Source organism: Paenibacillus taichungensis, assembly GCF_013359905.1.
Lineage (GTDB): Bacteria > Bacillota > Bacilli > Paenibacillales > Paenibacillaceae > Paenibacillus > Paenibacillus taichungensis.
Genome location: NZ_JABMCC010000121.1, coordinates 620,156 through 645,832 on the forward strand (window position 1 = coordinate 620,156; position 25,677 = coordinate 645,832).

A 25,677-nucleotide genomic window follows, 5' to 3' on the forward strand; every position below is an offset into this window, starting at 1 on the left:
AGGCCGGCGTTGATTCGGAGGTGCCCATGTGAACAACTATATTGTCCGAAGGATCGCACAAGCGATCCCTCTTCTTTTTGTAATCTCCATCGTATCGTTCACCTTGATCAAGCTGGCGCCGGGCGATCCGGTGCTTTCCTTTGTTACCCCGAATATGGGGGCAGAAGATGTGGAGCGTATTCGGCAAAACCTCGGTCTTGATCAACCGATGTACGTGCAATATGTCGTATGGCTCAAAAATGTACTGTCTGGTGACCTTGGTTATTCACTGGTGAACCATCGCCCGGTTGCCGAAATGATTATTGAACGTTTGCCCGCTACGTTTGGGTTAATGGGGGCATCGCTATTATTGTCTTTGTTGATCTCCATTCCGCTGAGCATGATTGCGGGTTCGCGCCAGAACAGTCTGTTTGACCGTGGACTCAGCTTAATCTCGTATATCGGGATATCGATTCCTAGCTTCTGGTTCGGTATGATGCTGATCTATTTCTTTGCAGTAGAGCTGCACTGGTTACCAAGCATGGGTATGCGAACGGTAGGTATGGACTCCGCTTGGGATATAATCAAACACGGCATTTTGCCTTGTACTGTATTGACCTTCATGAACGTATCCGTGTACATGCGGTATATTCGTTCGAATACAATCAGTCAACTGGAAGAGGACTATGTTCAAATCCAGTATGCCTACGGCGCAACCAAAGGAACGGTACTGCTTCGTCATGTACTCAAAAATGTACTGCTGCCTGTAATCACCATTCTCGGTATGTCTTTGCCGGAGCTGATTGCGGGAGCGTTTATTACGGAGTCCGTTTTCTCGTGGCCGGGAATGGGATCTCTCGGGATTTCGGCCGTTCACGGTTTGGATTATCCAATTATTATGGGCATTACGATGATGTCCTCTGTGCTGCTGGTCGTCGGAAACCTGGTAGCTGATATTTTATATGGCGTGGTAGATCCACGAATCAAGACAACGGGGTGAGACAAAAATGAATTCAATGCGCTGGCGTAATTTACGGACGCAGTTCCGACAGCAGAAACTGGGCCTTGCGGCTGTCATCATATTGGGCATCTTTGTGCTCGCATCCCTGTTTGCGTTTCTGTCCCCACATGATCCTAATGAAATTGTAGTGATGGAGCGGCTTCAACAGCCAAGTGCAGATCATTGGTTTGGTACGGACGATTACGGACGGGATTATTTGGCTCGGGCGTTATACGGAGGACGAGTGTCTCTCGCCGTAGGTTTCCTGTCGATGGCAATCGCCGTTATTATGGGAACACTGGTAGGTACTGTTAGTGGTTATTTTGGCGGATGGGTGGATAATACGTTGATGCGTATTGTTGACGTACTCATGTCGATTCCATCCTTTTTCCTGATGCTGATCCTGAACGCTTATCTGAAGCCGGGGATCGGTACGATTATTGTCATTATCGGGGTGCTGAGCTGGATGAATATTGCCCGGATTGTCAGGGCTGAGGCGATGTCGGTCAAGCAGCGGGAATACGTACTGTATGCGCGTGTATCGGGTCAAAAGCCTGGCCGGATCATCATGAAGCACATTATTCCCAACATTATTCCAACCATTATTGTCGCAGCAACCATTAACATCGCGAGTGCGATTCTGATGGAATCGTCACTAAGCTTCCTCGGACTGGGTGTTAAACAACCGAACTCTTCTTGGGGCAGCATGTTGAATGATGCACAGGGATTTATTAGTGAAGCGCCGTATATGGCGATCTTCCCGGGATTGTTTATTTTGCTGACGGTGCTGTCGTTTAACTTCCTGGGGGATGTGTTCCGCGTAGCCTTCGAGCCCAAAGCGAACAAGCGATAAATAATTGAAGTTGAGTTGATCACGTAGTGTTCCAGTGTGAAATTAATCCTTTTAACTTATATAGTCGACAACCCATATCATGTAAACAACGGGGTGAATACAACAATGACAGATTTATTATCGGTCAAACAACTGAAAACGTCCTTTGCAACCCGTGAAGGTGAGGTACAGTCCGTCCGGGGTGTGAGTTTTACGTTAAAAGAAGGAGAAGTGGTTGGACTGGTCGGCGAGTCCGGCAGTGGCAAAAGTGTAACTGCCCGTTCGCTGATTCGGCTGATCCAGTCGCCGGGCCGGATTACGGATGGTCAGATTCTGTTCCGTGGAGAGGATCTGCTGACCAAGTCGGACAATGAACTGCGCAAAATCCGGGGCAACCGCATCTCGATGATTTTCCAGGACCCGATGACATCACTTAATCCAGTCGTTCGTGTAGGTAAACAGATGACAGAGGTCATTCGTCGTCACCGGAAAATGGACAAGTCGGCTGCACGGAAGGAAGCGATTGAGTTGCTGCGACAAGTGGGCATTCCTTCCCCGGAAGAACGGATTGACCAATACCCACATGAGTTCAGCGGAGGCATGAGACAGCGGGTAATGATCGCCATGGCCCTGTCCTGCAAGCCGGAGTTATTGATCGCGGATGAACCGACGACAGCGCTGGATGTGACCATTCAGGCACAGATTTTGCAGCTGATGCAGGAGCTGAAAGAGTCCACGCAGACGTCCATTCTAATGATTACGCATGACCTTGGTGTCGTTGCTCAGGTCTGTACCCGAGTGATTGTGATGTACGGTGGACTCATTATGGAAGAGGGTCCAGTGGAGCGTATTTTCGCTCATCCGCAGCATCCGTATACTCAAGGATTGCTGCGCTCCATTCCGAAGCACGGCGAGGAGGGTGGACGCCAGCGGCTGGCAACCATTGAAGGTACACCGCCCAATCTGCTTCATCCACCAACTGGATGTCCGTTTATGGAACGTTGCCCACACGCCATGGAAGTATGCAAACAGATGCCTGCGTATACCGAGACTGCACCTGGTCATCGAGCGCTATGCTGGTTGCTGGACGATGAGGGTCGGGAACAACAACAAGTACAAACAGGAGCATCGTCAGAGGAGGTGGAGAAATGAGTACAGGAATCGATCAGCGTGAAGTGCTGCTGGACGTGCGTGGCCTGAAAAAACATTTTCCGGTACGTGGTGCTGGCAAAGGCAAAGACGTCGTGAAAGCCGTGGATAACGTCAGTTTTCATATTCACAAGGGAGAAACGTTCGGACTTGTTGGTGAATCCGGCTGTGGCAAATCAACAACTGGACGAAGCATCGTGAGACTCTATGATGTGACGGATGGAAGCATTATGTTTGGTGGACAGGACGTTGCGAAGATGAATGAACGACAGTTGAAGCCATTCCGCAAACGGATGCAGACGATTTTTCAGGACCCCTATTCTTCATTAAATCCGGGTATGAATGTCTTGCAGATTATTAGTGAACCCATGGAAATTCATAATTATGCTTCCAAGGCAGAGATGAAGGGGCGAGCGCTTGACCTGATGAACCGTGTAGGACTGAAGCCAGAGCACGCGGAGCGTTATCCACATGAATTCAGTGGAGGCCAGCGTCAGCGGATTAGCATTGCCCGTGCATTGTCGGTGAACCCGGAGTTCATTTTGTGTGATGAGCCGTTGTCCGCTCTGGATGTGTCCGTACAGGCACAGGTGGTCAATATGCTTGAAGATTTGCAGGCAGAGCTGGGACTGACCTATTTGTTCATTGCCCATGATCTGTCCATGGTACGTCACATCTCGAACCGAATCGGTGTGATGTATCGCGGTAAGCTGGTGGAAGTAGCACCAACAGAAGAACTGTACCGTAATCCTGTACATCCGTACACCCAGGCATTGCTGGCGGCAATTCCTGTACCTGATCCAACGGTACGGAACGTGATGCCGCCGATCTACAGTGGAGATACTGACCCATCCGCTCGGGGACGGGATGAAGAACCGGAGTGGATGGAAGTTTCACCAGGCCACTTTGTATCCGGCTATCGAGACAGGATATAATGGATTAGGAATCTCAATGGAATAATGATATATAGTGACAGGAAGGTGTGAGTTGGATGAGCGCTGAGTTTAAGTTGTCCCAAAATACAGCCATTCGGCTGGAACAGGCTCGTAGCAAAGGCATGTCGGATGAAGCTTTGTTGGAAGCGATACAAGCCAAAGATGTGGCTGCTTTTGATGCCGTGTCTGAAGAGCACTACAGATATGATGATCTTTTCTCCTATGCGGACGAGCATGGCGAGAATCTGGAAGGTGCGGTTAAAGAAGGCTACCGGATTACCTTTAACACTCGTGGTGGTCTGGGCATCTACTTGGAGAAGTCCTTCGGATTACAGTCAGAGAAAGACTTTACTGTGGGTGAAGGCATCGTAACCGGGTTGAAATTAAAACCGGAGCAGGCAGATGTGCTATCAAAACGCCTTGCATCAAACTGGGTAATTACCGAATCCAAAGATGTACCTGAGGGCCAAGAGCTGACGTTGAAGCTGCGGGCTTTGGTTTAATGAAACAACAGACTGTCCCGTTTGCAGTGAATAACTGCGGCGGGATGGTCTTTTTTTGCAAAAATAGAGATGGAAGATTACAATTTACATATCATTAATCGGATGGAACATAAATTTGGGATGTATTGCTTCAGGGATAGAGAGGGGACTTTCATAATGAATCAGCTAACATTTCTGGGAACCGGGGATGCGATGGGTGTTCCGCGGGTGTATTGTGATTGTGACGTTTGTACAGAAGCCCGACTTTCGGGGATCAACCGCCGCAAACGTGCTGCTGTATTGGTCCATGGTGATGGCGAGCACGAACCTTTCATGATTGACTGTGGACCGGACTGGAGATCACAGATGGAAGACCAGGGGATGCGGATGGTGCAGACATTGCTGATCACACATGCGCATTTTGATCATATTGGAGGCTTGCCTGAATGGGCAGATGCGTGTCGCTGGTTGGGAGTAAAAGGGCAGTTGTATGCACCGCGGGAGGTGATCGCGACCATCCAAAGTCAATTTCCATGGCTCGGTCGTCATATGAATTTCCTGGAAACGGATGCGGATATCGAGCTTGCTGGATGGAAGGTGCACTCCTGGAAAGTTTGCCACGGTCATAATGGCTATTCGTATGCGTATCGATTGGAGCGTGAAGGATATACCTGGGCGTATTGCTCGGATGCCATTGATCTGAAAGCTGCGGAGAAGCAGCCGCTATACGGGCTAGATCTGCTGGTACTCGGAACGAGCTTTGTTCATGAACTTGCGGAATTCTCCTCACGCTCGGTGTACGATATGGTTGAGGCGCAGGAGCTGTTGCGGGATTTGAAGCCGGATCAGACCTATTTTACACATATGTCTCACGACGTGGATATACGCCAGAATTATGATCTGGATCAGGGAATTACGCTGGCACTTACTGGTCTGAAGGTGAAGCTGGGAGAATAGGACAACAATGTTAAAAATAAATTCAGAAGAGCGTATCCTTTGCCGGAGGTTCTTCGTTTACATAGTGTAAGGCAATTACAGCAAGTGAATTGAAGCAAGATCAATCAGGAACCAACAAAGGGGGGCCCCAAACATGGCCTTTGTGAAGTCCGTGGATTGCAGAATCAACAGACCACATGATGATAAACAGGTTGAACCATATAGCCATTCCGGTGTCCAAACTGGATATTCTTTAGAGCAAACGATTGAAGCTGCGCTTCCGAACCTGCTGGGTTCGTTGTACGCCTACTGTATGTCATTAACTGGTTCAGTCTGGGAGACGGAGGATCTGGTTCAGGATACATGTGTTAAAGCATTATCCTCTTCAGCTACCCGAAGAACGGGAATGACAGAGAACATGAACTGGGAAGCCTATCTCATCCGTGTTGCACGCAACACCTGGATTGACGCCATACGGAAGCGTGAGAACTTGGCAAGCAAATTGGAAAGCATGAAGCCATTTATGCAAGAATTTGAGGAAGAAGAGCGATTCGAGGAAGTCGAGTCCGCTGTTCAAATCCTTGTGGATGAACTGCCACCGTGGCAGCGAGCGATATATATGTTACGTGATCTGATGGGATACACGACGGTAGAGACTGCTGAACTGTTGGACACGACGGAAGGGGCGGTCAAAGCTGCCCTGAGTCGTGCCCGCTCTGCTCTGGCGAAAGTGAGGCACAGCCTGAACGAAACGGATGCTGATCAGACCAATCAATTGGAAGAGTATCAGCAAAATCGGGAGGAACTGCGGAGCTATTTACTGGCGTTCCGCAGTGGTGATACAGCCCGTTTAATTGATTTATGCCTGAGTCAGACCGATGATCCGATGGCTGTGGCGGGAACGATTTTGCAGCAGACTCTGCCGTCTCAATCGATGCAGCCAGTGATGTACAGTTATTCAAGCTCCGGTACGAATTCAATGTCGTATGGGGGAGGATATACGGTCAGCATGGTTGCATAAACCGGGGAGGCAAAATGCATGAACGTGGTACCTTATGTTGTTGAACAGACAGCCCGCGGAGAGCGGAGCTATGATATTTATTCCCGTTTGCTGAAAGATCGGATCATTATGGTATCGGGGGAAATTGAGGATCAGATGGCGAATGCCATCGTAGCCCAATTGTTGTTTCTGACCGCAGAGGACCCGGAGAAGGATATTCAGATGTATATCAACAGTCCTGGTGGTTCCGTGACTGCCGGATTCTCCATCTATGACACGATGCAATTCGTGAAACCTGACATTTCTACGATTTGCACAGGCATGGCGGCTAGCTTTGGTACGATCCTGCTGGTTGGTGGGACAAAAGGGAAACGGCTGGCGTTGCCAAACAGTGAAATTATGATTCACCAGCCGCTTGGCGGAACACGGGGGCAGGCCTCGGATATGTTGATTCATGCCAACCGGATTATCCAGCACCGTCAGCGCCTCAATAAGCTGCTTGCCGATCATACGGGACAGCCGATGGAGCGGATTGAAAAGGATACCGACAGAGATTATTTCCTGACCGCTGCGGAAGCCGTCGAGTATGGTCTTGTGGATAAGGTGATATCCAGTACGTAAGAAAAAAGGTACCATACGTGCCAAGAAACACGACTAAAAAAAGCAAGAAAAATGAACAGCAAAGTAGCCCGGGAGGTCATTCGACTTTTCGGGCTACTTTGCTATCTAGTCTGTATTGGAAAAAAATTGAATGATTATTGACTCATCCCATGTATAGTGTATATATTATATATATACACTATACATGGGATGGATTGAAACCAGTGAGGTGAGAGAACATGAACATACTAATATCAAACGCATCAAGCGATCCCATCTACATGCAGATTCTGACCCAGATTAGACAGAGCATTTTAAGCGGGGAACTGGTTGCAGGGGAGAGTCTCCCCTCCATCCGTCAACTTGCGAAGGATCTGCAGGTCAGTGTAATTACTACCAAACGTGTCTATGAAGAACTGGAGAAAGAGAAACTGATTGATTCTGTCGTAGGCAAAGGCTCCTTTGTTTCCGGGGCCAATCAGGAGTTTATTCGGGAACAGCGGCTGAAACGAATCGAAGATAAAATGCTCGATATCCTTCGTGAGAGCAAGGAACTGGGCATGAGTGTTCAAGATGTAGTTAAGCATTTTACGTTGCTAGTTGAGGAGGAAGAAGCATGATGAATGCAATTGAGTTGCGCAACCTATCCAAAACGTACCCCTTATTCAAGCTGGATCAGATCACTTTGGATGTAAAACAAGGTTATATTACCGGACTTATCGGCCCGAATGGGGCGGGGAAAAGCACACTGATCAACCTGATCACCGGCTTGATTCGTCCGGACTCCGGGAGTATTAAAACATTGGGAAAAGAGATGCCTGCTCAGGAAGTTAACGTTAAAGAACGCATTGGCATTGTTTCAGATGAATGTTTCTATTATGAGCATCTTACGATCCGTGAAATGAAAAACATGATTGCTCCTTTTTATAAGAAATGGGATGAGAAGCAATTTAACAACTATCTGGAGCAATTCGAATTATCTCCCAAAAAGAAGATTGAAGAACTGTCCAAAGGCATGAAAATAAAATTTTCACTGGCTATCGCTTTATCTCACGATGCTGAGCTACTCATCATGGATGAGCCGACATCCGGGCTTGATCCTGTGTTTCGTAGAGAACTGCTTGACCTGCTTGCAGATGTAATACAGGACGAAACCAGATCCATTATTTTTTCCACTCATATTACGACTGATTTGGAGCGTATAGCAGACTATATTGCATTTATCCATAAAGGAAAGCTTGTCTTTAATGAAGCAAAGGATGATGTGCTTGAGAGATATACGATAGTAAAGGGGGATATGAAGCTGCTTGATGCAGACACCCGAAGGAAATTTGTGGGAATCCGTGAGACAGCGGTTGGTTTTGAAGGCTTGGCAGAAAACAAGGCGGAGGCAGAACGATTATTTGGCAATTATGCTCTTCTACATAGACCCTCCCTCGAAGACCTTATCTATTTTACGGCCAAGGGGGAAAAGCATCATGCTTAACTTGCTTCGCAAAGATTATATCGCTTTGAAAAGCTCGCTATGGTCCATCCTTTTTTATTTTGTTGTATTCAGTGTCGCATTTATCCCGACAGTGGAAATGTCGATGTATTTTGTAGGGATCTATACCGCTTTCGGTTCGATTATGCTTGCAACCATGATTGATATCAAAAACCATAATCATAAATTTCTTGTCACGCTCCCGCTTAGCCGCAGAAACATTGTGCAAGCGAAGTATCTGTCTGCCATTCTCTATACACTTTTTGGAGTTTTCGCTTCGTCAGGCGCTCACTGGCTTGTTAACTTTCTTTTTCCTGAACTGAACAAGCCCGACTTATCGGTGCTGGACATCCTGATTTCGGTTGGAATGGTGCTGGTTTTAATTTCAATCTATATGCCTCTTTTTTACGCCCTTAGTAAAAAGGGAGCGGGAATAATTAATACGGTTTTCATGATCGTTCTTATTATTTTAGCGCAACCTGTTGCCTCGCTCATGAATATGGCAGGCGAGAACGGAATGGCTCGTGCTTCGGTTTATGTTTTTGTTTCAGTTTGCATTCTTCTGTTGTTCATTGCCTCCTATTTTGTAACGGTCCGTCTGTTTGCAAGGAAGGATCTATAGGATGAATGGAGCGGGATTTCAATAAAAAACAATGATCTAACTAACTTTATCAGTCGAGAACAGAAGCAGCCCAAAAAGTCGCCGTACGGCGACTTTTTATGTTACAGAAGATTTATAATTTGCGACCTGCTAGACAAGCTATCGTTAATCTGCAAAATGCAGATTTTGCAAAAGTATCATCACGTATTTTCAGCCAACGCAATGAGTCTGCTCATGCCTTCCCGGATTTGCTGCTCGTGAGCATAGGAGAAGGAGAGACGTAGCTTGCGACTGGCGTTCGCATCGGAAGGATCGAATACCGTTCCCGGCACAAAAGCGACGGAATGTTCCATGCATCGGTGAAGCAAGCGCCCCGTATCTACACCTTCCGGAAGCTCCGCCCAGATGTTGAGTCCACCCTCAGGACGAGTCCACGTCCAATTGGTTTGTTGAAGGCACTGTTCCATTACTTCCATCCGCAGTTGAATGGCGGTACGCAGCTTGGACAAGTGCTGGTGCATGCGTGGCGACTGGAAATAACGAAGGAACAGCTTCTGATTCAGCAGAGGTGATCCGTTATCTGTCAGTGCTTTTACGGCCTGTAATCCTGGCATGAATCGGGGGCGGCACATAATGGCGGCAATCCGCAGACCCGGCACGACATATTTGCTATAGCTGCGAATATAGAGTGTATGCCCTGTAGTATCGTATGTGAAGATTGGCGCAGGAGGTTTTTCCTTGAAATAGATATCATAGGTGCTGTCGTCTTCCACCAGAAAACATCCATACTGTTCCGCCAATTCAGGCAGTTGTTTGCGCTGCTCAGTCGGAATATTGATGCCCGTAGGGTTTTGGAAGGTCGGCGTCATATAAAATACTCTTGGCTTTTCCTGCTTCATCAGGCGTTCAATCTGTTCTAAATCGTAGCCATCAGGATGAATATCCGTAAAAATTAACTTGGCACCCTGTTTGCGAAAAATTTCCATCGCAGGGCCGTACGTTGGCCTCTCCATGAGCACACGGTCACCGGGTCTGACGAGACTTCGGGAGATTACATCAATGGCCTGCTGTGCACCTGAAGTAATCAGCACTTCATCTGCCGAGATGTAGAAACGTTCCTTTGTCGTCAGATGGCTTGCCAGGGCACTACGTAGCTCCAGATCTCCCTGAATAGTGGAGTATGTGCCAAGCAAACGAGGGTAAAGATCCAGTAAATCCCGCATCAATTCTCCCCAATATCGGTTGGGTAGCAGGGCGGGGTCGATCAATGACTTGGAAAATTGGTACTCCGCCTCCAGGGATTGCACGCGGGCAAGTGAATCCCAATGCAGCCAGGCAGACACTGCCGGGTCATCGGCCTGATCGGTCACGGGAGCAGGGTCAGCGGGACTGACATAATAACCGGACTTATCCTTGACGTAAACGTTCCCGCGTTCCTTTAATTCCTGATAGGCCTTAAAAACGGTGAGACGATGTACACCGAGCAGCTCGGACAGGCTCCGCACGGACGGCAGTTTCTCATGCTCTTTCCACTCTCCGGCCTCGATCCGTACAACCAGATAATGTACCACTTGCTCATATAGTTTCAGGCTGTTATCTGTCATCAACATGGCTTTGCCCACCCGGCTCACGCTCCTTTTGAACTCCATTGTAACAGCAAACGGGAACTAACTGTTCTGTTTTATTCATTCTGTTCTGTAGACAGTGCTATATGATGGAGAACAGATGAAGGAGGGGCTAGCATGGTTGCAGTAGCATTTACCGTAATGTGTCTTATTTTTGGAACAACGTTTCTAGCGATTAAAATTGGCGTGGAGGCAGGCATGCCACCTTTTCTGTCGGCCGGACTGCGCTTTATCATTGCAGGTGCTCTAATGTTTGCATGGATGTGGATGAAAGGGAAAGTGAACCTGTCTTTATTATGGCGGAAAGAGATGCTCTTGACGGGGGCGGGACTGACATTTGGTACGTTTGCGACCTTGTATTGGGCTGAACAATATGTGAGCTCCGGTGTTGGTGCGATTCTGTCAGCAACAGGTCCACTGATGATTATGGTGATGCAGACAGCGCTGTTGCGTCAAAAAACGTCTGCACGCATGATTGCGGGCTGCCTGATTGGTTTTGCCGGAGTTATCCTCGTTGTATTGCCTGGTGTATCCATTGGTGGTAATTCCCTGTGGTTATGGGGCTGTATTGCCGTATTGGTGGGTGAAGTCTGTTATTCGGCAGGTGCGTTGTACTCCAAAAAGGTCATTAACCAGTTTAAGGAGGCTAGTCCTGTAGCAATCAATGCGGTTCAAATGATGTACGGAGGTTTGCTGTTATCTGCGCTTTCGGCGGTGACCGAATCGTGGAACACAACTGGACAGGATTGGATGCCAGCGGTATCATCTCTGATCTATCTGACGGTAATCGGTTCGATGGTCGGGCACAGCTTGTTCTACTGGATCATGTCTCGTACCAACCCGTTATTCCCAGCGACCTGGTTATACATTTCTCCTCCGATTGCTGTCGGGCTTGGGGCGGTTCTCTACAATGAACATGTAAGCTGGATTACATGGTTAGGCGTTGCGCTGATCGTTTCAGGTTTGCTGGCGATGAATGAGAAAGTGATGGGGTGGCTTAAAAAGGGAAAACGTACAACTTCATTGGGTCAGACTTCCAAATCCATGGTAAAATAGGGAATATATATTTTACGCAGGAATGAGGCGAGTCATCCATTTGAATAGACAGGGGATCGGTGCTGTTTTATTGTTTGCGGGAATCGTGCTCTATGGCATGATTCATATTGGGACCATAATGCATTTACCTGACGTAACGATCTGGTCCAATCAGTGGGGGCGTTATTTGCAATCTGCTTTTGAAACGGGTGGCATCATTGGACTTATTTTGGCCATTCTTTTATTCATTATAGGAGTTACGCTCCTGCTCCCTAGGCCATTAGCCGATTTATCCAAAGGGAGATTAATGAAGGAGATCAGTGAGCGGAATCGTGAATTTGACGAGAAGTATGGTAATCAGAATAATTAACAGTTTTATTACAGAAACAGCCCTGCACAAGCGATTCATCACCGTGCAGGGCTGTTTCATTGTATCTTGAAATAACATGTTTTATATAGATTTGACTTCTTAAAAAGCTTACTCCGCGTTCAGTACAAACTTCTCAATCACTTGCTTCACGCCGTCTTCGTTATTGCTCGCGGTAATGTAATCTGCCAGCTCTTTCAAAGCAGGGATGGCATTCCCCATCGCTACTCCAAGACCAGCAACTTCCAGCATCTCATGGTCATTCCAGGAATCCCCGATGGCAATGCACTCGCTCAATTGGTGACCGAAGTGATCTGCCAGGAAGGTTAGTGCATGGCCTTTCGTTCCTTCGCGGTGCATAATTTCAAGGAAGTATGGCTTGGACTTGGTGATGTGTACTTCTGATCCGAGCAGTTCGCGCAGGGCAACCGCAACCTCATCGAGGTAATCCGGCTCATCGATGATGAGCAGTTTCGGTGTTTTTTGCTCGATCACTTTGATGAAATCCGGTTCAATGTGGTACTGAGTACCATTCAGTTTAGCGTAGTCACGCAGCTTGTCGTTTTCTTCACGGGCATACAGCTTGTCGTCAATGTACGTTTGCAGGTGCAAATTATGCTCCAGGCAGTAGTCGTACAATTTGCGGGAAGCGTCTTGTGGAACGTAGCGCTCGTAGAGTACTTTTTCGTCCAGCAAGTTTTTCACCAAAGCGCCTTGATACGTAATGATTGGCACGTTCAGCTTCGTTTGGCGAGCGAGTGCTTGTGCAGAAGCATAAGCACGTCCAGTTGCCAGTGTTACAACGACACCATGAGCTACCGCCTGTTCCAGGGCAGTCTGTGTTGCAGGCGTTACTTCCTTGTTATCGTTAATCAGAGTATCATCAATGTCAATTGCGATTAATTTGTAGGTCATCTGTGTTTCTCTCCTTTTTTATCTGTATCTATTTAATTGAACTAAATAAACTCACATAAGCACTACGATGACAGAATAACCTTCCAATCACTGTTATCCCCAGATTTTTTGATCCCTCTTATAAGGGGGAAATCCGGTGATAAAGGTGAACGCTTCGCTTTTACAGGTTTTTTCTGTCCTCTCCGTTTCAGTGATCATAGTTAGTTCAAAACATCTATATACATCTAAATTACTTACTCCTCAAGGAAAATGAGGCCAATAAAGTCCTCAAGCTCCAGGTTACCGAAGTAATGTTTTACATCCAGACCCTCAAGTGCAGTACGCACCTCAGATTCCTCGTAACGCTTGCCACGCAGCATATCTTCGATATCTGCTACATCGCCTACGCCGAAGAAATCACCAAAGATTTTGATATCTTCAATCCGTCCATCTTTGATATTCATGCGCAAATCGATGATGCCGACAGGGAATTTACGGGTATGCTTCACATTGCTTTCCGGGGAAAGCCCGTAGTTCCAGTCCCAATTGTTATAACGCTCAGCAGAGATTTCGTTGATCTTGTCCCAGTCTTTCTCTGTGAGTTCATATTGAGGAACGTCTTGTGGCTCCATACGGAAAATGTGGCGCAACAGCTCGTCCCGGAATTGTTCAATGGTCAGATTGCTGTCGATAAGATCACGAATATTGGCAACACGACTGCGTACGGATTTGGTGCTCTTGGACTTGAACTTCTCCGGATTAACGTTGAGTGAAGCCTGGACGTGGTCGAGGTTCAGGTTGAACATCAATGTACCGTGACTGAACATGCGGCCACGCGTAGAGAATTGGGCGTTGCCTGAAATTTTCTTCTCTCCGACTTGCAGATCGTTACGTCCGGTCAGTTCGGCATTAACTCCGAGCTCTTGCAGGGCTTCCACTACAGGCTGCGTGAATTTGCGGAAGTTATGGAAGGATTGTCCGTCATCTTTGGTAATAAAGCTGAAATTGAGGTTGCCCAGATCGTGATAAACGGCTCCGCCTCCCGAAAGACGACGTACGACTTGAACACCGTTATCCTGAACATACTCAATATTGATCTCTTCAATGGTATTCTGGTGTTTTCCGATAATAATGGACGGGCGGTTGATGTAAAACAGCAAATAACTGTCATCCATCGGCAGATGCTTCAGAATGTATTCCTCAATGGCGAGGTTTACAGAAGGATCTGTAATGCCCTGGTTATCAACAAACAGCATGGTCATTCCTCCATTAATGTATGTGAGGGATGTATATCCCTTATGTAGTGATGCTTTACGGAATCGAAATTCCTTCTCTATTGTAAACGAATTGTCGAAAGGACACAAAGAAATTGAAGCCGCAAAGGGCTTGAATAGTCAAATCAGGATTGACCCCTGCCTGCCACGACATCCATAATAAAAAGGACATGCAGAAAGGATGACGGACAGGATGACCGGTTTAATTGAAGTTTTCGGACATGGCGGTGATGTGGAGACGGCCGCGGCACGTTTTGGAGGGAATCCTGCGGATTTCCTCGATTTTAGCGCAAACATTAATCCTTTGGGTCCACCTCGGGAAGTACTGGAGGCTCTGGAGCAAGGAATGCATACGGTACTTCGTTACCCCGATCCGGGCCATCGGGCGTTCAAAATGTTGCTTAGTGACCGACTGGGTTTAACCCCGGATCACATATCTGTGGGAAACGGGGCGGCGGAAAGCATGGCTCTAATCTTACTTGGACTCGCGCCGCGTAGAGTAGGTACTGTAGAGCCCGGTTTTTCGGAGTACAGTGCATTATCCAGACAATTTGGAGCAGAAGTCCACCATGTTCAAGGACGGGAAGAGCTGGACTGGCGAGCAGAACCGGAAGATATTGAGAAGCTGATGGAGCGGGTGGACCTGCTTTTCCTTGGACAGCCCAACAACCCCAATGGGGTTCAGTATCCGGTGGACGTTCTGCAACGGCTTGCTCGTAATGCAGAGACAACAGACACAATATTGGTTGTCGATGAGGCATTTATCGATTTTATTCCTGAATCACAGCGGCAATCGCTTGCATCCAACTTGAAAGAGTATCCGCAAGTGATCATCATTCGTTCCATGACCAAGTTTTATGCGATTCCAGGCCTGCGTCTGGGTTATGCGATGGGGCGTCCCGAACTGATTCGTGCCATGACAGAGAAACAGGTCACCTGGAGTGTGAATGGGCTTGCACTGATCGCAGGAGAAGCCTGTCTACGCAGTGGGGAAAATTTTGAACAGGAGACATTGGCACTGGTGTCACACGAGCGAAAGAGATTAACGGAAGGTCTGGAAGCTTTGGGATGTAAGGTAACGCGAGGGGAAGCGAACTTTATATTGGCAGCTCTTCCAGAACCATGGACAGCGACATCCATGCAGGCTGCTCTCGGTGAACGGGGAATACTGATCCGAAGCTGCGCGATGTATCCCGGACTTGGGGAACGACATGTACGTTTTGCGGTTAAGGACGCAGAGGCTAACGGACGTATGCTGGAAACCATGGGAAGCGTAATTACGCCTAATCCGACAACCGGGTTAGAGGCAGGGGGACAAAGCGATGGCACTGCCATTCTATAATTATTACTCCCATGTACTAAAGGACCAGAACGAATACAGATCTTCTGTGTGGCCTGGATTACACGTCTCCGCACATGAGCGGCATATTAAAGCGTCCAGTCCTTCTGCTGTAACAGCCCTTTCCAGTGCCGTGTATGGAGGGGGCATGATTGAACTGGATCGTATATTCAACATCTATGTGGACAGACATTATCGCTGTGACGATCCACCACGTGATATTGCTGATCTGTTGAGTGAATGGCAGGAGCCACAGGATCAATGTGCCGGTCTTCTGACTGCGGTTCGATTGGAGCACACAGCGATCCAGGAATACGAAAGTGATGAGTTCGGATTACTTTGCTGCACTACAGCAGGGGTATCCAATGCTGCACGGGCAGGTTCAGCAAGAACCGTATTTGATGCTGCGGGGAATAAGATGAGCAATGGGACGGTGTCCCAGAAAATTGGGAAGGTTTCGGCTTCAACCTATACTCCCGGTACGATCAATATCATGTTGTGGATGAATGGGCGTATGACTGCTGGAGCGATGGTGAATGCCATTCAGACTGCGGTGGAGGCGAAGGCCGCTGCGTTAGCTGATTTCGGTGTGGCGGATTCAGAGAATGGTCTGACTGCAACCGGAACAACAACGGATGCCATCGTACTCGCGGTAAGTCAGGCTGATGTAAATAAACCGCTCATCAGTTACGCCGGGACGGCTACAGTCATGGGTGCAGCGATTGGCAGGCTGGTGTATGACACAATAACGGAAAGCCTGCAAGCCGCGCAGGAGTGGAAAGAGAGGAATAACAAGCAATGACATCTCTGCTGCATCAATGGGCTTCCTGGCCGATCTGGACGGGAATGGCTGGAGCCTGGATTATTATAGGAGCATACATATTGGATCGCTGCATCGGTGATCCACGCTGGATTCCCCACCCGGTGATTGGAATGGGAAAGGCCATCTCTGCACTGGAGCGGGCGATAAGGTCGCGGGTGGATTCGAACCAGGCTCTCAAAAGAGCTGGCGTTTTATTTCCCCTTTTGATTGCGGGCGGTTCTTTTGCACTGACTTGGGGATTAATCTATGTGCTGGGTCTTATTCATCCCGCTGTTTCGGTTGTGGCAGAAGTGGCGCTAATAGCAACCACCATTGCCTCGAAAGGTTTGAAGGATGCAGGCATGGAAGTTTACCGCCATCTGAGTCAACAGGACTGGCCTGCGGCGAGACGTTCACTGGGTATGATTGTAGGACGTGATACGGCTCATCTGGATGAACCGGAGATTGTACGGGGAACGGTGGAGACTGTGGCGGAGAATATCGTGGATGCTATCGTCTCTCCACTGTTCTATGCCCTGATTGGTGGTGCACCCCTTGCCATGGCCTATCGGGCGGTGAATACACTGGATTCCATGGTAGGTTATAAAAATGAAAAATATCTGCATCTCGGCTGGGCGTCTGCCCGTCTCGATGATTGGGCCAATTGGATTCCCGCGCGGCTTACCGCTTTGCTGTTAATTATAGGAGCCTGGTGCATGAAGATGGATGCCAGAGGGGCTGCACGTATGGTGTCCCGGGATGCACGACTGCACCCAAGCCCCAATAGCGGTTTCCCCGAGTCGGCGGTGGCTGGAGCGCTGGGCATAAGACTTGGCGGGCATAACGTATATCACGGCGTGGCTTCATTTCGCGCATATATGGGCGAGCCTACAAGGCGGATGGAAGCAGAAGATATTGTACGAACAACACGGCTTATGTTCTGGTCGGCAGGTTCTTTTGTGTTAGTATGTTGGTTGGTCACCTTAGGGATATGGTCTGCTGGAGGTGCACTGCTATGGAGATAGAAGCTGGACATGGTGGCATGCAAAGCCGTGAGATTATTTTGATACGTCACGGGACAACGGCGTGGAACTTGGAAAAAAGGTATCTTGGACATACCGACATCGGGTTGCTGCCTGAAGCAAAACAGGAGCTATCTTCGCTGCGTGAGCAGTTCAGCAATATCACATGTGATGCCCTGTATTGCAGTGATTTGCTGCGTTGTCAGCAGACATTCACATACATTGCATCGCCCCAAACTGGACAGGCCAAGCTTGATGCCCGTCTAAGGGAGATTTACTTTGGTCAGTGGGAGGGGTTGACCTATGATCAGCTCAAGGACAATCCGCAGTACCGAGACTGGATCGATGCGCCCCAGGAGGTAACGCCACCGAGTGGCGAGCCTTGGACAGCATTTACTGCGCGGATTGATTCATTTCTGAAAGAGAGTCTGATGTCCTTTTCACCAATACTGCACTCTCGCAGCTTAAACGTGCCAAAAGTAGCCGTGATTACCCATGGCGGTGTTATTCGTTATATGGTGTCACGTCTCATTCCGAATCAAGATTTCTGGGATACGCAGGTGGTACCAGGACAAGCGATAAAGATCCGGCTGGATGGCGAGGGGGACAGCTGGTTTGGAACCAGATTGACTTTTCCGTAAATCGGGTTGTAAGGATGTACAATATAACCTATAATCACAACAGAAGTGTGACTTAGCAAGTGCATCATCGGATGGAGGCGCAATAAGCTCTACCGAGGATGCAAGATGCTCACTTGAATGGTTGAACAATATTAGCGACCAAGGGTCCCGCGTGCATGCAGCAATGTTTCATGGGTTCATATGAGGCCATGAACGGCAAACGGGTGAAATAGGGAAGCCGGTGTAAATCCGGCACGGTCCCGCCACTGTAAATCAGGATGAATTCCTGTAAGTCAGGTTACCTGCCCTGGACGTATAAACCGGTGTTCCTTCGAGGAAAGGACAGCGTTTCGGGCAGTTCTCTGTGCATTTACAGCGCCAAGCTGACCATGCATAGATCGCCACATGCGAGACGTCATCCCTGATCCTGACCCAAGGATTGGGGATTTTATTTTTTTCGGAACACAAATTCAAGCGGAATTGGGACAGGAGCACTACTCACTAGAATGGATAGAGAAGGGGAGAATGAACACAATGAATTTCAAGACATGGAAAGGCGTAGCGTCACTGCTGAGCGCAGCGATGCTGGCACTGACGTTGACCGGATGTGGTACAACAACAACGAACGAGGGCACAGGAACCTCGCAACCTGCACAGGAGCAATCCCAGGAACAGGCGCAGACAGATCTCAAAACACAATATCCACTCACGGTTACAGATGCTACGGGTGAATCATTTACCTTTGACAAAGCACCAGCCAAAATCGTATCTGTATCTCCAGCTGAAACGGAATCCCTGTTCGCACTCGGATTGGACGAGCAGATCGTAGGGGTATCCGACTATGACGATTATCCGGAAGCAGCAACAAAGAAACCAAAAATGGGCGGCATAACAAAGCCTAATGAAGAGTCTATCATTGCGGCTGAAGCAGATATCGTATTTACAGGTATCTCGATGAGCGAAGAGTCTGTTAAGAAACTGCGCGATCTGGGCATTACCATTTTCAAAACAGATCCTAAATCAGTGGATGATGTGATGAATAACATTGAAACATTTGGTAAAATCACGGATCATCAGGAAAAAGCACAGGAGATCACCACTCAGATGAAACAAGATGTGGCTGATGTAACTGAAGCTGTGAAGGCAGTTAAACCAGAAGAAAAGAAAAAAGTATATGTTGAGTTCTCCCCAGGCTGGACTGTGGGTAAAGGCGAATTCATGGATGAATTGATCACACTGGCCGGAGGAAACAACGTAGCTTCCGACTTGACTGGCTGGAACCAGATTAATGAAGAGAACATTATTGCTTCCAATCCGGACGTCATTCTGTATGCGAACGATGTTATTGATGAAAATTCCAAAACATTGGATCAAATCATCAAAGCACGCAGCGGATGGGATCAAATCACGGCTGTGAAGAACGATGCAGTCATCGGTCTGGATGCCAACCTGTTGAGCCGTCCGGGACCACGGGTAACCCAAGGTCTGAAAGAAGTAGCCAAAGCGATCTACCCTGATCTGTTCAAATGAGTAAAAAGCTGGCAGTGTACGGAACGGCCGGAATTGTGCTGCTTGTGTTAACCGTGCTCATCTGCACGGGCATCGGTTCGGTTGCCCTGCCTGTCCGGGACATTGCGGGCATCCTGCTTCATCGCATTCCCTGGCTGGGCGACTGGATTGTTCCTGACTGGAATACAGCAGCAGAACAGATTATATGGAAGGTCAGATTCCCACGTGTACTGCTTGCCGTGCTTGTAGGTGCATCGCTGGCGATTGCCGGAACTGGATTCCAGGGGGTTCTTCGTAACCCTCTGGCTGATCCGTTTACCCTGGGCGTATCGTCCGGTGCATCGGTAGGTGCGGCTTTTCTGATTTTTTTCGGATTGCAGTATGCACTGATTGGGATCTGGACTCTGCCACTGGTCGCGTTTCTGACGGGAGTAATCACATTGTGGTTTGTACTGGCCCTCGCTCGTGAGGGACGCAAAATACCGACACACAGCCTGATTCTGGCTGGCGTGGTCATGCAAAGTTTCTTGGGAGCCGTAGTCTCCTTCCTGTCGACCATGTCGAAGCAGACAATTAATGAAATTATATACTGGACGATGGGAAGTCTGGCACTGCGTGGGTGGTCGTATACGGCCATCCTTTTCCCGTATTTTGTGCTGGGGCTGATTTTCCTCTGGAGCCGTGCGCGTTCGTTGAATGTGCTTGCCTTGGGGGAACGACAGGCTGCTCATATCGGGGTTAAGGTGGATGGATTGAAACTGTCGGTGTTAGCTGTGGGTACGCTGCTTACCGCAGGCGCTGTCTCCGTATCCGGCGTGATTGGCTTCGTCGGCTTGGTCATTCCGCATATTCTTCGGCTCATCGTCGGACCTGATTATCGCTTGCTGGTGCCTTTGTCAGCGATTGGGGGAGCCATCTTCATGGTCTGGGCAGATACGATTGCACGCTCATTGCTGGCTCCAACCGAAATTCCGCTGGGTGTGGTTACGGCTTTTGTTGGAGCGCCATTTTTTGCGTATCTGCTGCACCGGAATAAAAAGCTGCGGAAGGGGATGATGCCATGAGTACATTCATGAAAACAGACCTTACCAAGAGTCGGCCGATGATAGAAGTCAAAGAAGCTGGTAAAATGTATGGTAACCATCGGGCTCTGCATGCGGTGGACTGGCAAGTCACAGAGGGTGAATGGTGGGGCGTTGTTGGTCCAAACGGCAGTGGAAAATCGACCCTGCTTCAGCTACTTGCCGGAACCGAACAGCCGAACGTAGGCAGCATACAGATTGATGGACGCGACATTTCCTCATACACCCGTAAAGATCTGTCGCGCATGATTGCTGTCTTGCAGCAGGATGGACTGCCGGCCATCTCTTATCCCGTAAGGGATGTTGTCGAGATGGGACGTTACCCTTACCAGAACTGGCTTGGCAAAGAATCGTCGGATGGAGCAGCGGTAGTTGATAAGGTGTTAGAGGAGTTGGGTCTGAGTGACATGGCCGAACGACCTTTGGATGCACTGAGTGGCGGGCAACGGCAGCGGGTTGCGCTTGCCAAAGTCATGGCTCAGGAACCCAGGCTATTATTGCTGGACGAGCCAACCACCTTTCTCGATATCAAATATCAATTGCAATTCATGGAGTTATTATCAGCGTGGCGTCAAAAAAATCATATTACGATTGTGGCGGTGCTGCATGATCTGAATCTGGCCGCGCAATTTTGCGATCATATTCTGGCGCTGCGTGACGGGACTTGTGTAGGCAGTGGCACACCCCATTCGTTGATGACGGAAGAGAACATTCGGGAGATCTTCCGGGTGAGCCCGGCCATGGTGAATCATCCCGACAATGGATTGCCACAGCTTTTGCTAAGACGAGAGAAGAAATGAATGAGGCGGGGGAGACCCCATATTTTGATAAAGGAAGTGCTGGCTGTATGAATAATGAACAGGTGTTGGAACAGTTAATGGGTCGGATCGTGGGTCCACATGAGGCAGTTGCGGCTGAGGCTTCCGCGCATGTGGATGCATTGACGAAGCCTCCCGGCAGTCTGGGCAAGCTTGAACAGCTAGTTATTCGTCTGGCGGGAATCACCGGTGAGGCTCGGCCTTGCTTTGATCGAAGAGCTGTCATCGTTATGGCTGCGGATCATGGGGTGGTTGAAGAAGGGATTAGCGCTTTTCCTGCTGAGGTAACGCCGCAGATGGTCCTGAATTTCCTAGCAGGGGGAGCGGCTGTCAATGTGCTTGCGCGCCACGCTGGAGCTCATGTGATCTGTGTGGATATCGGCGTGAATGCGGATCTGGATCATCCAGAACTGGTCTCCCGCAAAGTCCGCAAAGGAACAGCCAACATGGCGAAGGGTGCTGCAATGACCCGGGGCGAAGCGATTGAGGCCATTCTTGCAGGAGCTGAAGTGGTCTCCACCGAGGTTGCGAAGGGAACGCAGTTGTTTGTGACCGGAGAGATGGGGATCGGGAATACAACTGCTAGCGCTGCGGTGATGTGTGCATTAACCGGAACAGCACCTGTTTCAGCGGTTGGCCGGGGAACAGGCGTAGATGATGTCGGTTTGCAGCGCAAAGCCGCAGTAGTCAGCCAGGCCCTCAGCGTGAATGCTCCGAATGCAGACGATGCACTCGATGTACTGTGCAAAGTGGGCGGACTGGAGATTGCCGGACTGACAGGCGTGATTCTTGCTGCTGCTGCAAACGGATGCCCGGTTGTCGTGGATGGATTTATCTCCACCGCTGCCGCGTTGATTGCGAGTCATCTTGCTCCGCTCAGCGCAGAATACATGATTGCTTCCCACACATCGCATGAAAGTGGACATGCAGCGTTGCTGAGTGAACTGGGCCTGAAGCCCATGCTGGATCTGGACATGCGGCTGGGTGAAGGTACCGGAGGCGTGCTTAGTCTTCATCTGATTGATGCATCATGCCGCATTCTGAATGAGATGGCGACATTTGCAAGTGCGGGTGTATCTGGTGGCACGAACGAGACTCAACCTACGGAGTCTTCATCAGCTTCTGCTGATTCATCTGTACAAGGAGAGGTATCCTCATGAGTGTACTCGTGACAGGCGGGGCGCGTAGTGGCAAAAGTTCGTTTGCCGAGCGTCTCTGTATGCAGCGATCCTCTGAGGCTTGGTATGTCGCTACGGCTCAAGCTTATGATGACGAGATGCGCGAGCGTATACGCCTGCATCAGAGCCAGCGGGATGAAGCAGGATATCTATGGCATACGGTGGAGGAACCGCTGGCATTGCCTGAGTTAATTACACGAATGGGAGAGTTCCATACAGGTACGTCTGCACCGACCGTTCTGGTAGATTGTCTGACACTGTGGCTCAGCAATGTGCTGTTAGCGCATGAACATGAACCGGTGCAGGTGCTGTACGATCATATGGACGCGCTGGTAGCGGCCATCCAGTCGTACCCGGGTCTGCTCGTGCTTGTCACCAATGAAGTAGGGGACGGTATTGTGCCGGAGTATGCGCTGGGCAGAAGATATCGGGATCTGGCGGGCATTCTCAATCAGCGGATTGCAGCGATTTGCCGCGAAGTGTTTCTGGTGACAGTGGGCATTGCGATTGAGCTGAAAAGCAGGGAGTATCGTTTATGAGTAAAGGCGATCTTGAACAAAAACATGCGGCTGCGGCCGCTTTTCAATTTCTGTCCCGTTTCCCGGTAAAAATGCAGCTTGATTTCGCCCCGCCATTATTGCGGGAGAGTGTAGTGTATTACCCGCTGGTTGGTGCGATCATCGGATTATGCGTCTGGCTGGGCGGAGCCCTGATGGGTGCACTGCTTCCATCGTTTCCGGCAGCGGTGTTAACTTTGACGTTATGGGTATGGCTAACCGGAGGCCTTCATCTGGATGGTTGGATGGATACGGCAGATGGGCTGCTTAGTTATCGAACCCGTGAGCGAATGCTGGAGATTATGAAAGACAGTCGTGTGGGAGCCATGGGTGTAATCGCTTGTGTCCTACTGTTGATGATGAAAGCGTCATTGATTGCTGACTTTATCGCACGTGGCAACTGGGCCTATGGAGCTTTGCTTATCTTGCCGATGATCTGGAGCCGTTGGTTCATGGTATATGCCATGGCGGCCTGGCCGAATGCCCGCAAGGACGATGGACTCGCTGTCCTGTTCAAGGGATTGGGGGAACGGAGGGAAGTCCAGCGTGCGCGCAGCTCCGCGGTTGGGCTAACCATTCTGGCAGGTGTGATCACATGGGCTGCGGTATGGATCTTCCAGCCGGATACAGCCATGTTCCAGGTACTGGCGACGGAGAATGGATTGGGGACGTTACCATGGTGGCTATATCCCGTTGCAGCGATCATTGTGGTGCCACTGGCTGGTTATGTGATTGGCAAATTCGTTGCCGGGCGTATCAGCGAAAGGCTGGGTGGACTTACAGGGGACACATATGGAGCCATGAATGAGCTGCTTGAGGCCGCACTGCTAACGGTACTTAGTCTGTTACAGGGATTCTTTTTGATATAACGCTGAGAGTGGTGGTGAGGGAACGTGGAAGATACTTCTGCACAAACGTCCGAACAAAAGGCAGCAGTATTAATGCTGCAAGGGACGGCATCAGATGTGGGGAAAAGTGTAATTACGACGGCCTTATGCCGAATATTCAAGCAGGATGGCTTCAGGCCGGCTCCGTTCAAATCACAGAACATGGCACTGAATTCTTACGTCACGGAAGACGGCAAGGAAATCGGAAGAGCCCAGGGAGCGCAAGCCGAGGCATGTGGCATTGAAGCGACGACGGATATGAATCCGATCCTGATCAAGCCGGTTCGGGATATGCATTCCCAGATAGTCGTGCACGGTGTGCCTCTTACACAGATGAGTGCGTGGGATTACAGGCAGCATTTTCTACCCGAAGCCAAACAAACGGTCATGGATGCACTGAATCGGTTGCGCGCGACATATGATATCGTACTGATGGAAGGTGCGGGCAGTCCTGCAGAGATTAATTTGAAAGATCGGGATATCGTTAATATGAATCTGGCGGGCTGGGCGGATGCTCCGGTTATTCTGATCTCGGATATTGATCGTGGCGGTGTCTTTGCCTCCATTGTAGGTACACTGGAGCTGCTGGAGCCGCATGAGGTTGAGCGTGTAAAAGGATTCATCATTAACAAGTTTCGTGGAGACCTTTCCTTGCTGCAGCCGGGGTTGGACTGGCTTGAAGAACGGACAGGCATTCCTGTATTGGGCGTATTGCCTTACATAAGTGATATTCAGATTGAAGCGGAAGACTCCGTGGTGCTGGACTCCATGCGACACGGCAAATCCGGTCAGCAGGAGCTGGATCTGGCAGTAATTCGTTATCCGCGTATTTCCAACTTTACAGACTTTGATGCCCTATCTAGGGAGCCGGATGTGAATGTGCGATACGTGACTTCTCCCGATGAATTGGGGCATCCCGATGCCATTCTGCTTCCGGGTACGAAGGATACGATCGGTGATCTGGCATTTCTGCGAGCGTCAGGACTGGAGCAAGCGATTGCCAGCCAGACGGAGCGTGAACATGTTCAGCTTGTCGGGATATGTGGTGGATATCAGATGCTCGGTCAGCATCTCAGAGATCCATTTGCGGTAGAAGCGAATCAGATTCAGGAAGCCCATGGATTGGGATGGCTGCCCCTATCGACAACATTTCTACAGAACAAACAAACGGTGAGAGCCTCTGGGAACGTACACAGTCATCATCCAATTCGTTTGCCCAAGGAAAGTGATGTAGCAAACTTGTTGCCGATCAATGGATACGAGATTCATATGGGTGTTACCGAGTGTCTTGAGCCTGAACGTGTAACGGCCTTGTTCGAGATCGCCCATCCGGGCGGTCAATCCTTCAATGAAGGCTGGGGCACGACTGACGGCAAAGTGTGGGGAACATACCTGCATGGTTTGTTTGAAAGTGATCAGTTCCGGCGTTCATGGCTCAATGGTCTACGTGAAGGAAAAGGACTTGCTCCGCTGCGGGAGACGTACAGCGCACGTGAACGAAAGGAAATGGAGTTTGACCGTGTAGCTGAATCATTACGTTCTTCTTTGGATATGCAGCGTTTATACGAGATTATGGGCGTTCAGCCACCTGAATAAAAAAATGCTTGGGGTAACAGCGATCGGAAGGTTGTTCGATCATCGGAGTGGCGCGTGTAAATATACGTTAGTTCA

At 49.2% G+C, this 25,677-nt stretch carries 27 protein-coding genes and 1 riboswitch; of the genes, 24 read left to right on the forward strand and 3 right to left on the reverse strand.

Annotation, left to right across the window (positions count from 1 at the left end; translation table 11 throughout):
• The first annotated feature begins 28 nt into the window (after nucleotides 1-28).
• From HP548_RS30480 to HP548_RS30530, 11 genes are all read left to right on the forward strand, one after another.
• Nucleotides 29-979, forward strand: a complete 951-nt coding sequence (locus tag HP548_RS30480; RefSeq protein ID WP_062326882.1) for an ABC transporter permease — start codon at nucleotides 29-31, stop codon at nucleotides 977-979.
• Between the two features lie 7 nt (nucleotides 980-986).
• Nucleotides 987-1,832, forward strand: a complete 846-nt coding sequence (locus tag HP548_RS30485) for an ABC transporter permease (RefSeq protein ID WP_053781729.1) — start codon at nucleotides 987-989, stop codon at nucleotides 1,830-1,832.
• A 105-nt stretch (nucleotides 1,833-1,937) separates the two neighbouring features.
• On the forward strand, nucleotides 1,938-2,963 hold the full coding sequence (locus HP548_RS30490) for an ABC transporter ATP-binding protein (RefSeq protein WP_099855258.1): 1,026 nt from the start codon (nucleotides 1,938-1,940) through the stop codon (nucleotides 2,961-2,963).
• Nucleotides 2,960-3,895 (forward strand): ABC transporter ATP-binding protein, encoded by a 936-nt coding sequence (locus tag HP548_RS30495; protein WP_063564391.1) that lies wholly within the window; start codon nucleotides 2,960-2,962, stop codon nucleotides 3,893-3,895. Before HP548_RS30490 ends, HP548_RS30495 begins: the two co-directional genes overlap by 4 nt.
• Nucleotides 3,896-3,951: 56 nt before the next feature.
• Nucleotides 3,952-4,398 carry a hypothetical protein gene (locus tag HP548_RS30500; protein WP_175383749.1) on the forward strand — a complete coding sequence of 149 codons (447 nt, stop codon included), beginning with the start codon at nucleotides 3,952-3,954 and terminating at the stop codon, nucleotides 4,396-4,398.
• 156 nt (nucleotides 4,399-4,554) lie between these two features.
• The gene (locus tag HP548_RS30505; protein ID WP_175383750.1) at nucleotides 4,555-5,334 is read left to right on the forward strand and encodes an MBL fold metallo-hydrolase; all 780 of its coding nucleotides are present in this window, start codon (nucleotides 4,555-4,557) and stop codon (nucleotides 5,332-5,334) included.
• 133 nt (nucleotides 5,335-5,467) lie between these two features.
• A complete protein-coding gene (locus HP548_RS30510) occupies nucleotides 5,468-6,334 on the forward strand; it encodes an RNA polymerase sigma factor (protein ID WP_175383751.1) in 867 nt (288 codons plus the stop codon).
• Nucleotides 6,335-6,352: 18 nt separating this feature from the next.
• Entirely contained in the window at nucleotides 6,353-6,934 is a 582-nt protein-coding gene (gene clpP / locus HP548_RS30515; RefSeq protein ID WP_062326868.1) for an ATP-dependent Clp endopeptidase proteolytic subunit ClpP, read from the forward strand.
• A 218-nt stretch (nucleotides 6,935-7,152) separates the two neighbouring features.
• A complete protein-coding gene (locus tag HP548_RS30520) occupies nucleotides 7,153-7,533 on the forward strand; it encodes a GntR family transcriptional regulator (protein WP_063564387.1) in 381 nt (126 codons plus the stop codon).
• On the forward strand, nucleotides 7,533-8,399 hold the full coding sequence (locus tag HP548_RS30525; protein ID WP_099855354.1) for an ABC transporter ATP-binding protein: 867 nt from the start codon (nucleotides 7,533-7,535) through the stop codon (nucleotides 8,397-8,399). The genes HP548_RS30520 and HP548_RS30525 overlap by 1 nt, the downstream gene beginning before the upstream one ends.
• The gene (locus tag HP548_RS30530; RefSeq protein ID WP_076291743.1) at nucleotides 8,392-9,018 is read left to right on the forward strand and encodes an ABC-2 transporter permease; all 627 of its coding nucleotides are present in this window, start codon (nucleotides 8,392-8,394) and stop codon (nucleotides 9,016-9,018) included. Before HP548_RS30525 ends, HP548_RS30530 begins: the two co-directional genes overlap by 8 nt.
• A 179-nt stretch (nucleotides 9,019-9,197) precedes the next feature.
• Here the strand turns inward: HP548_RS30530 and HP548_RS30535 are convergent, their stop codons facing one another.
• Nucleotides 9,198-10,619, reverse strand: a complete 1,422-nt coding sequence (locus HP548_RS30535) for an aminotransferase-like domain-containing protein (protein ID WP_343054950.1) — start codon at nucleotides 10,617-10,619, stop codon at nucleotides 9,198-9,200.
• Between the two features lie 120 nt (nucleotides 10,620-10,739).
• On the opposite strand from HP548_RS30535, the gene HP548_RS30540 reads away from it, so the two are divergent.
• Both HP548_RS30540 and HP548_RS30545 read left to right on the forward strand, forming a co-directional pair.
• Entirely contained in the window at nucleotides 10,740-11,678 is a 939-nt protein-coding gene (locus HP548_RS30540) for a DMT family transporter (protein WP_175383753.1), read from the forward strand.
• Between the two features lie 40 nt (nucleotides 11,679-11,718).
• Nucleotides 11,719-12,027 (forward strand): hypothetical protein, encoded by a 309-nt coding sequence (locus tag HP548_RS30545; RefSeq protein ID WP_175383754.1) that lies wholly within the window; start codon nucleotides 11,719-11,721, stop codon nucleotides 12,025-12,027.
• Nucleotides 12,028-12,135: 108 nt separating this feature from the next.
• Here HP548_RS30545 and HP548_RS30550 read toward each other — a convergent pair whose 3' ends face one another.
• Together HP548_RS30550 and HP548_RS30555 are read right to left on the reverse strand one after the other, a co-directional pair.
• Nucleotides 12,136-12,939: a Cof-type HAD-IIB family hydrolase gene (locus HP548_RS30550; RefSeq protein WP_076291747.1), complete on the reverse strand. Its 804-nt coding sequence runs from the start codon at nucleotides 12,937-12,939 to the stop codon at nucleotides 12,136-12,138.
• Between the two features lie 233 nt (nucleotides 12,940-13,172).
• The gene (locus HP548_RS30555) at nucleotides 13,173-14,174 is read right to left on the reverse strand and encodes a lipoate--protein ligase (protein WP_063564381.1); all 1,002 of its coding nucleotides are present in this window, start codon (nucleotides 14,172-14,174) and stop codon (nucleotides 13,173-13,175) included.
• Nucleotides 14,175-14,385: 211 nt separating this feature from the next.
• Between HP548_RS30555 and cobD the strand changes: the two genes are divergently transcribed.
• From cobD to HP548_RS30610, 11 genes are all read left to right on the forward strand, one after another.
• Complete coding sequence (gene cobD / locus HP548_RS30560; protein ID WP_175383755.1) at nucleotides 14,386-15,534, forward strand: threonine-phosphate decarboxylase CobD; 1,149 nt, start codon at nucleotides 14,386-14,388, stop codon at nucleotides 15,532-15,534.
• Nucleotides 15,515-16,333 (forward strand): adenosylcobinamide amidohydrolase, encoded by an 819-nt coding sequence (locus HP548_RS30565; RefSeq protein WP_175383756.1) that lies wholly within the window; start codon nucleotides 15,515-15,517, stop codon nucleotides 16,331-16,333. Before cobD ends, HP548_RS30565 begins: the two co-directional genes overlap by 20 nt.
• 44 nt (nucleotides 16,334-16,377) lie before the next feature.
• Nucleotides 16,378-17,358, forward strand: a complete 981-nt coding sequence (cbiB, locus tag HP548_RS30570; protein WP_175384022.1) for an adenosylcobinamide-phosphate synthase CbiB — start codon at nucleotides 16,378-16,380, stop codon at nucleotides 17,356-17,358.
• Complete coding sequence (locus HP548_RS30575) at nucleotides 17,349-17,996, forward strand: histidine phosphatase family protein (protein ID WP_175383757.1); 648 nt, start codon at nucleotides 17,349-17,351, stop codon at nucleotides 17,994-17,996. The genes cbiB and HP548_RS30575 overlap by 10 nt, the downstream gene beginning before the upstream one ends.
• 155 nt (nucleotides 17,997-18,151) lie before the next feature.
• Nucleotides 18,152-18,299: riboswitch (cobalamin riboswitch) on the forward strand.
• Between the two features lie 201 nt (nucleotides 18,300-18,500).
• Nucleotides 18,501-19,505 (forward strand): ABC transporter substrate-binding protein, encoded by a 1,005-nt coding sequence (locus HP548_RS30580; RefSeq protein ID WP_409347685.1) that lies wholly within the window; start codon nucleotides 18,501-18,503, stop codon nucleotides 19,503-19,505.
• Nucleotides 19,502-20,548: a FecCD family ABC transporter permease gene (locus tag HP548_RS30585; protein WP_064639927.1), complete on the forward strand. Its 1,047-nt coding sequence runs from the start codon at nucleotides 19,502-19,504 to the stop codon at nucleotides 20,546-20,548. The genes HP548_RS30580 and HP548_RS30585 overlap by 4 nt, the downstream gene beginning before the upstream one ends.
• Nucleotides 20,545-21,366 carry an ABC transporter ATP-binding protein gene (locus HP548_RS30590; protein WP_409347686.1) on the forward strand — a complete coding sequence of 274 codons (822 nt, stop codon included), beginning with the start codon at nucleotides 20,545-20,547 and terminating at the stop codon, nucleotides 21,364-21,366. The genes HP548_RS30585 and HP548_RS30590 overlap by 4 nt, the downstream gene beginning before the upstream one ends.
• Before the next feature lie 47 nt (nucleotides 21,367-21,413).
• Nucleotides 21,414-22,544 carry a nicotinate-nucleotide--dimethylbenzimidazole phosphoribosyltransferase gene (gene cobT, locus HP548_RS30595; RefSeq protein ID WP_175383759.1) on the forward strand — a complete coding sequence of 377 codons (1,131 nt, stop codon included), beginning with the start codon at nucleotides 21,414-21,416 and terminating at the stop codon, nucleotides 22,542-22,544.
• The gene (gene cobU, locus HP548_RS30600; RefSeq protein ID WP_175383760.1) at nucleotides 22,541-23,101 is read left to right on the forward strand and encodes a bifunctional adenosylcobinamide kinase/adenosylcobinamide-phosphate guanylyltransferase; all 561 of its coding nucleotides are present in this window, start codon (nucleotides 22,541-22,543) and stop codon (nucleotides 23,099-23,101) included. The genes cobT and cobU overlap by 4 nt, the downstream gene beginning before the upstream one ends.
• Nucleotides 23,098-23,988, forward strand: coding sequence for an adenosylcobinamide-GDP ribazoletransferase (gene cobS / locus HP548_RS30605; protein ID WP_175383761.1), 891 nt, complete (start codon nucleotides 23,098-23,100; stop codon nucleotides 23,986-23,988). The genes cobU and cobS overlap by 4 nt, the downstream gene beginning before the upstream one ends.
• Before the next feature lie 72 nt (nucleotides 23,989-24,060).
• Nucleotides 24,061-25,602, forward strand: coding sequence for a cobyric acid synthase (locus HP548_RS30610; protein WP_175384024.1), 1,542 nt, complete (start codon nucleotides 24,061-24,063; stop codon nucleotides 25,600-25,602).
• Nucleotides 25,603-25,677 lie beyond the last annotated feature (75 nt).

Coding starts and splice junctions, on each gene's coding strand:
- HP548_RS30485 (WP_053781729.1), top strand. CDS start 987: ATGAATTCAATGCGCTGGCGTAATTTACGGACGCAGTTCCGACAGCAG.
- HP548_RS30490 (WP_099855258.1), top strand. CDS start 1,938: ATGACAGATTTATTATCGGTCAAACAACTGAAAACGTCCTTTGCAACC.
- HP548_RS30495 (WP_063564391.1), top strand. CDS start 2,960: ATGAGTACAGGAATCGATCAGCGTGAAGTGCTGCTGGACGTGCGTGGC.
- HP548_RS30500 (WP_175383749.1), top strand. CDS start 3,952: ATGAGCGCTGAGTTTAAGTTGTCCCAAAATACAGCCATTCGGCTGGAA.
- HP548_RS30505 (WP_175383750.1), top strand. CDS start 4,555: ATGAATCAGCTAACATTTCTGGGAACCGGGGATGCGATGGGTGTTCCG.
- HP548_RS30510 (WP_175383751.1), top strand. CDS start 5,468: ATGGCCTTTGTGAAGTCCGTGGATTGCAGAATCAACAGACCACATGAT.
- clpP (WP_062326868.1), top strand. CDS start 6,353: ATGAACGTGGTACCTTATGTTGTTGAACAGACAGCCCGCGGAGAGCGG.
- HP548_RS30520 (WP_063564387.1), top strand. CDS start 7,153: ATGAACATACTAATATCAAACGCATCAAGCGATCCCATCTACATGCAG.
- HP548_RS30525 (WP_099855354.1), top strand. CDS start 7,533: ATGAATGCAATTGAGTTGCGCAACCTATCCAAAACGTACCCCTTATTC.
- HP548_RS30530 (WP_076291743.1), top strand. CDS start 8,392: ATGCTTAACTTGCTTCGCAAAGATTATATCGCTTTGAAAAGCTCGCTA.
- HP548_RS30540 (WP_175383753.1), top strand. CDS start 10,740: ATGGTTGCAGTAGCATTTACCGTAATGTGTCTTATTTTTGGAACAACG.
- HP548_RS30550 (WP_076291747.1), bottom strand. CDS start 12,939: ATGACCTACAAATTAATCGCAATTGACATTGATGATACTCTGATTAAC.
- HP548_RS30555 (WP_063564381.1), bottom strand. CDS start 14,174: ATGCTGTTTGTTGATAACCAGGGCATTACAGATCCTTCTGTAAACCTC.
- cobD (WP_175383755.1), top strand. CDS start 14,386: ATGACCGGTTTAATTGAAGTTTTCGGACATGGCGGTGATGTGGAGACG.
- HP548_RS30565 (WP_175383756.1), top strand. CDS start 15,515: ATGGCACTGCCATTCTATAATTATTACTCCCATGTACTAAAGGACCAG.
- cbiB (WP_175384022.1), top strand. CDS start 16,378: ATGGCTGGAGCCTGGATTATTATAGGAGCATACATATTGGATCGCTGC.
- HP548_RS30575 (WP_175383757.1), top strand. CDS start 17,349: ATGGAGATAGAAGCTGGACATGGTGGCATGCAAAGCCGTGAGATTATT.
- HP548_RS30580 (WP_409347685.1), top strand. CDS start 18,501: ATGAACACAATGAATTTCAAGACATGGAAAGGCGTAGCGTCACTGCTG.
- HP548_RS30585 (WP_064639927.1), top strand. CDS start 19,502: ATGAGTAAAAAGCTGGCAGTGTACGGAACGGCCGGAATTGTGCTGCTT.
- HP548_RS30590 (WP_409347686.1), top strand. CDS start 20,545: ATGAGTACATTCATGAAAACAGACCTTACCAAGAGTCGGCCGATGATA.
- cobT (WP_175383759.1), top strand. CDS start 21,414: ATGAATAATGAACAGGTGTTGGAACAGTTAATGGGTCGGATCGTGGGT.
- cobU (WP_175383760.1), top strand. CDS start 22,541: ATGAGTGTACTCGTGACAGGCGGGGCGCGTAGTGGCAAAAGTTCGTTT.
- cobS (WP_175383761.1), top strand. CDS start 23,098: ATGAGTAAAGGCGATCTTGAACAAAAACATGCGGCTGCGGCCGCTTTT.
- HP548_RS30610 (WP_175384024.1), top strand. CDS start 24,061: ATGCTGCAAGGGACGGCATCAGATGTGGGGAAAAGTGTAATTACGACG.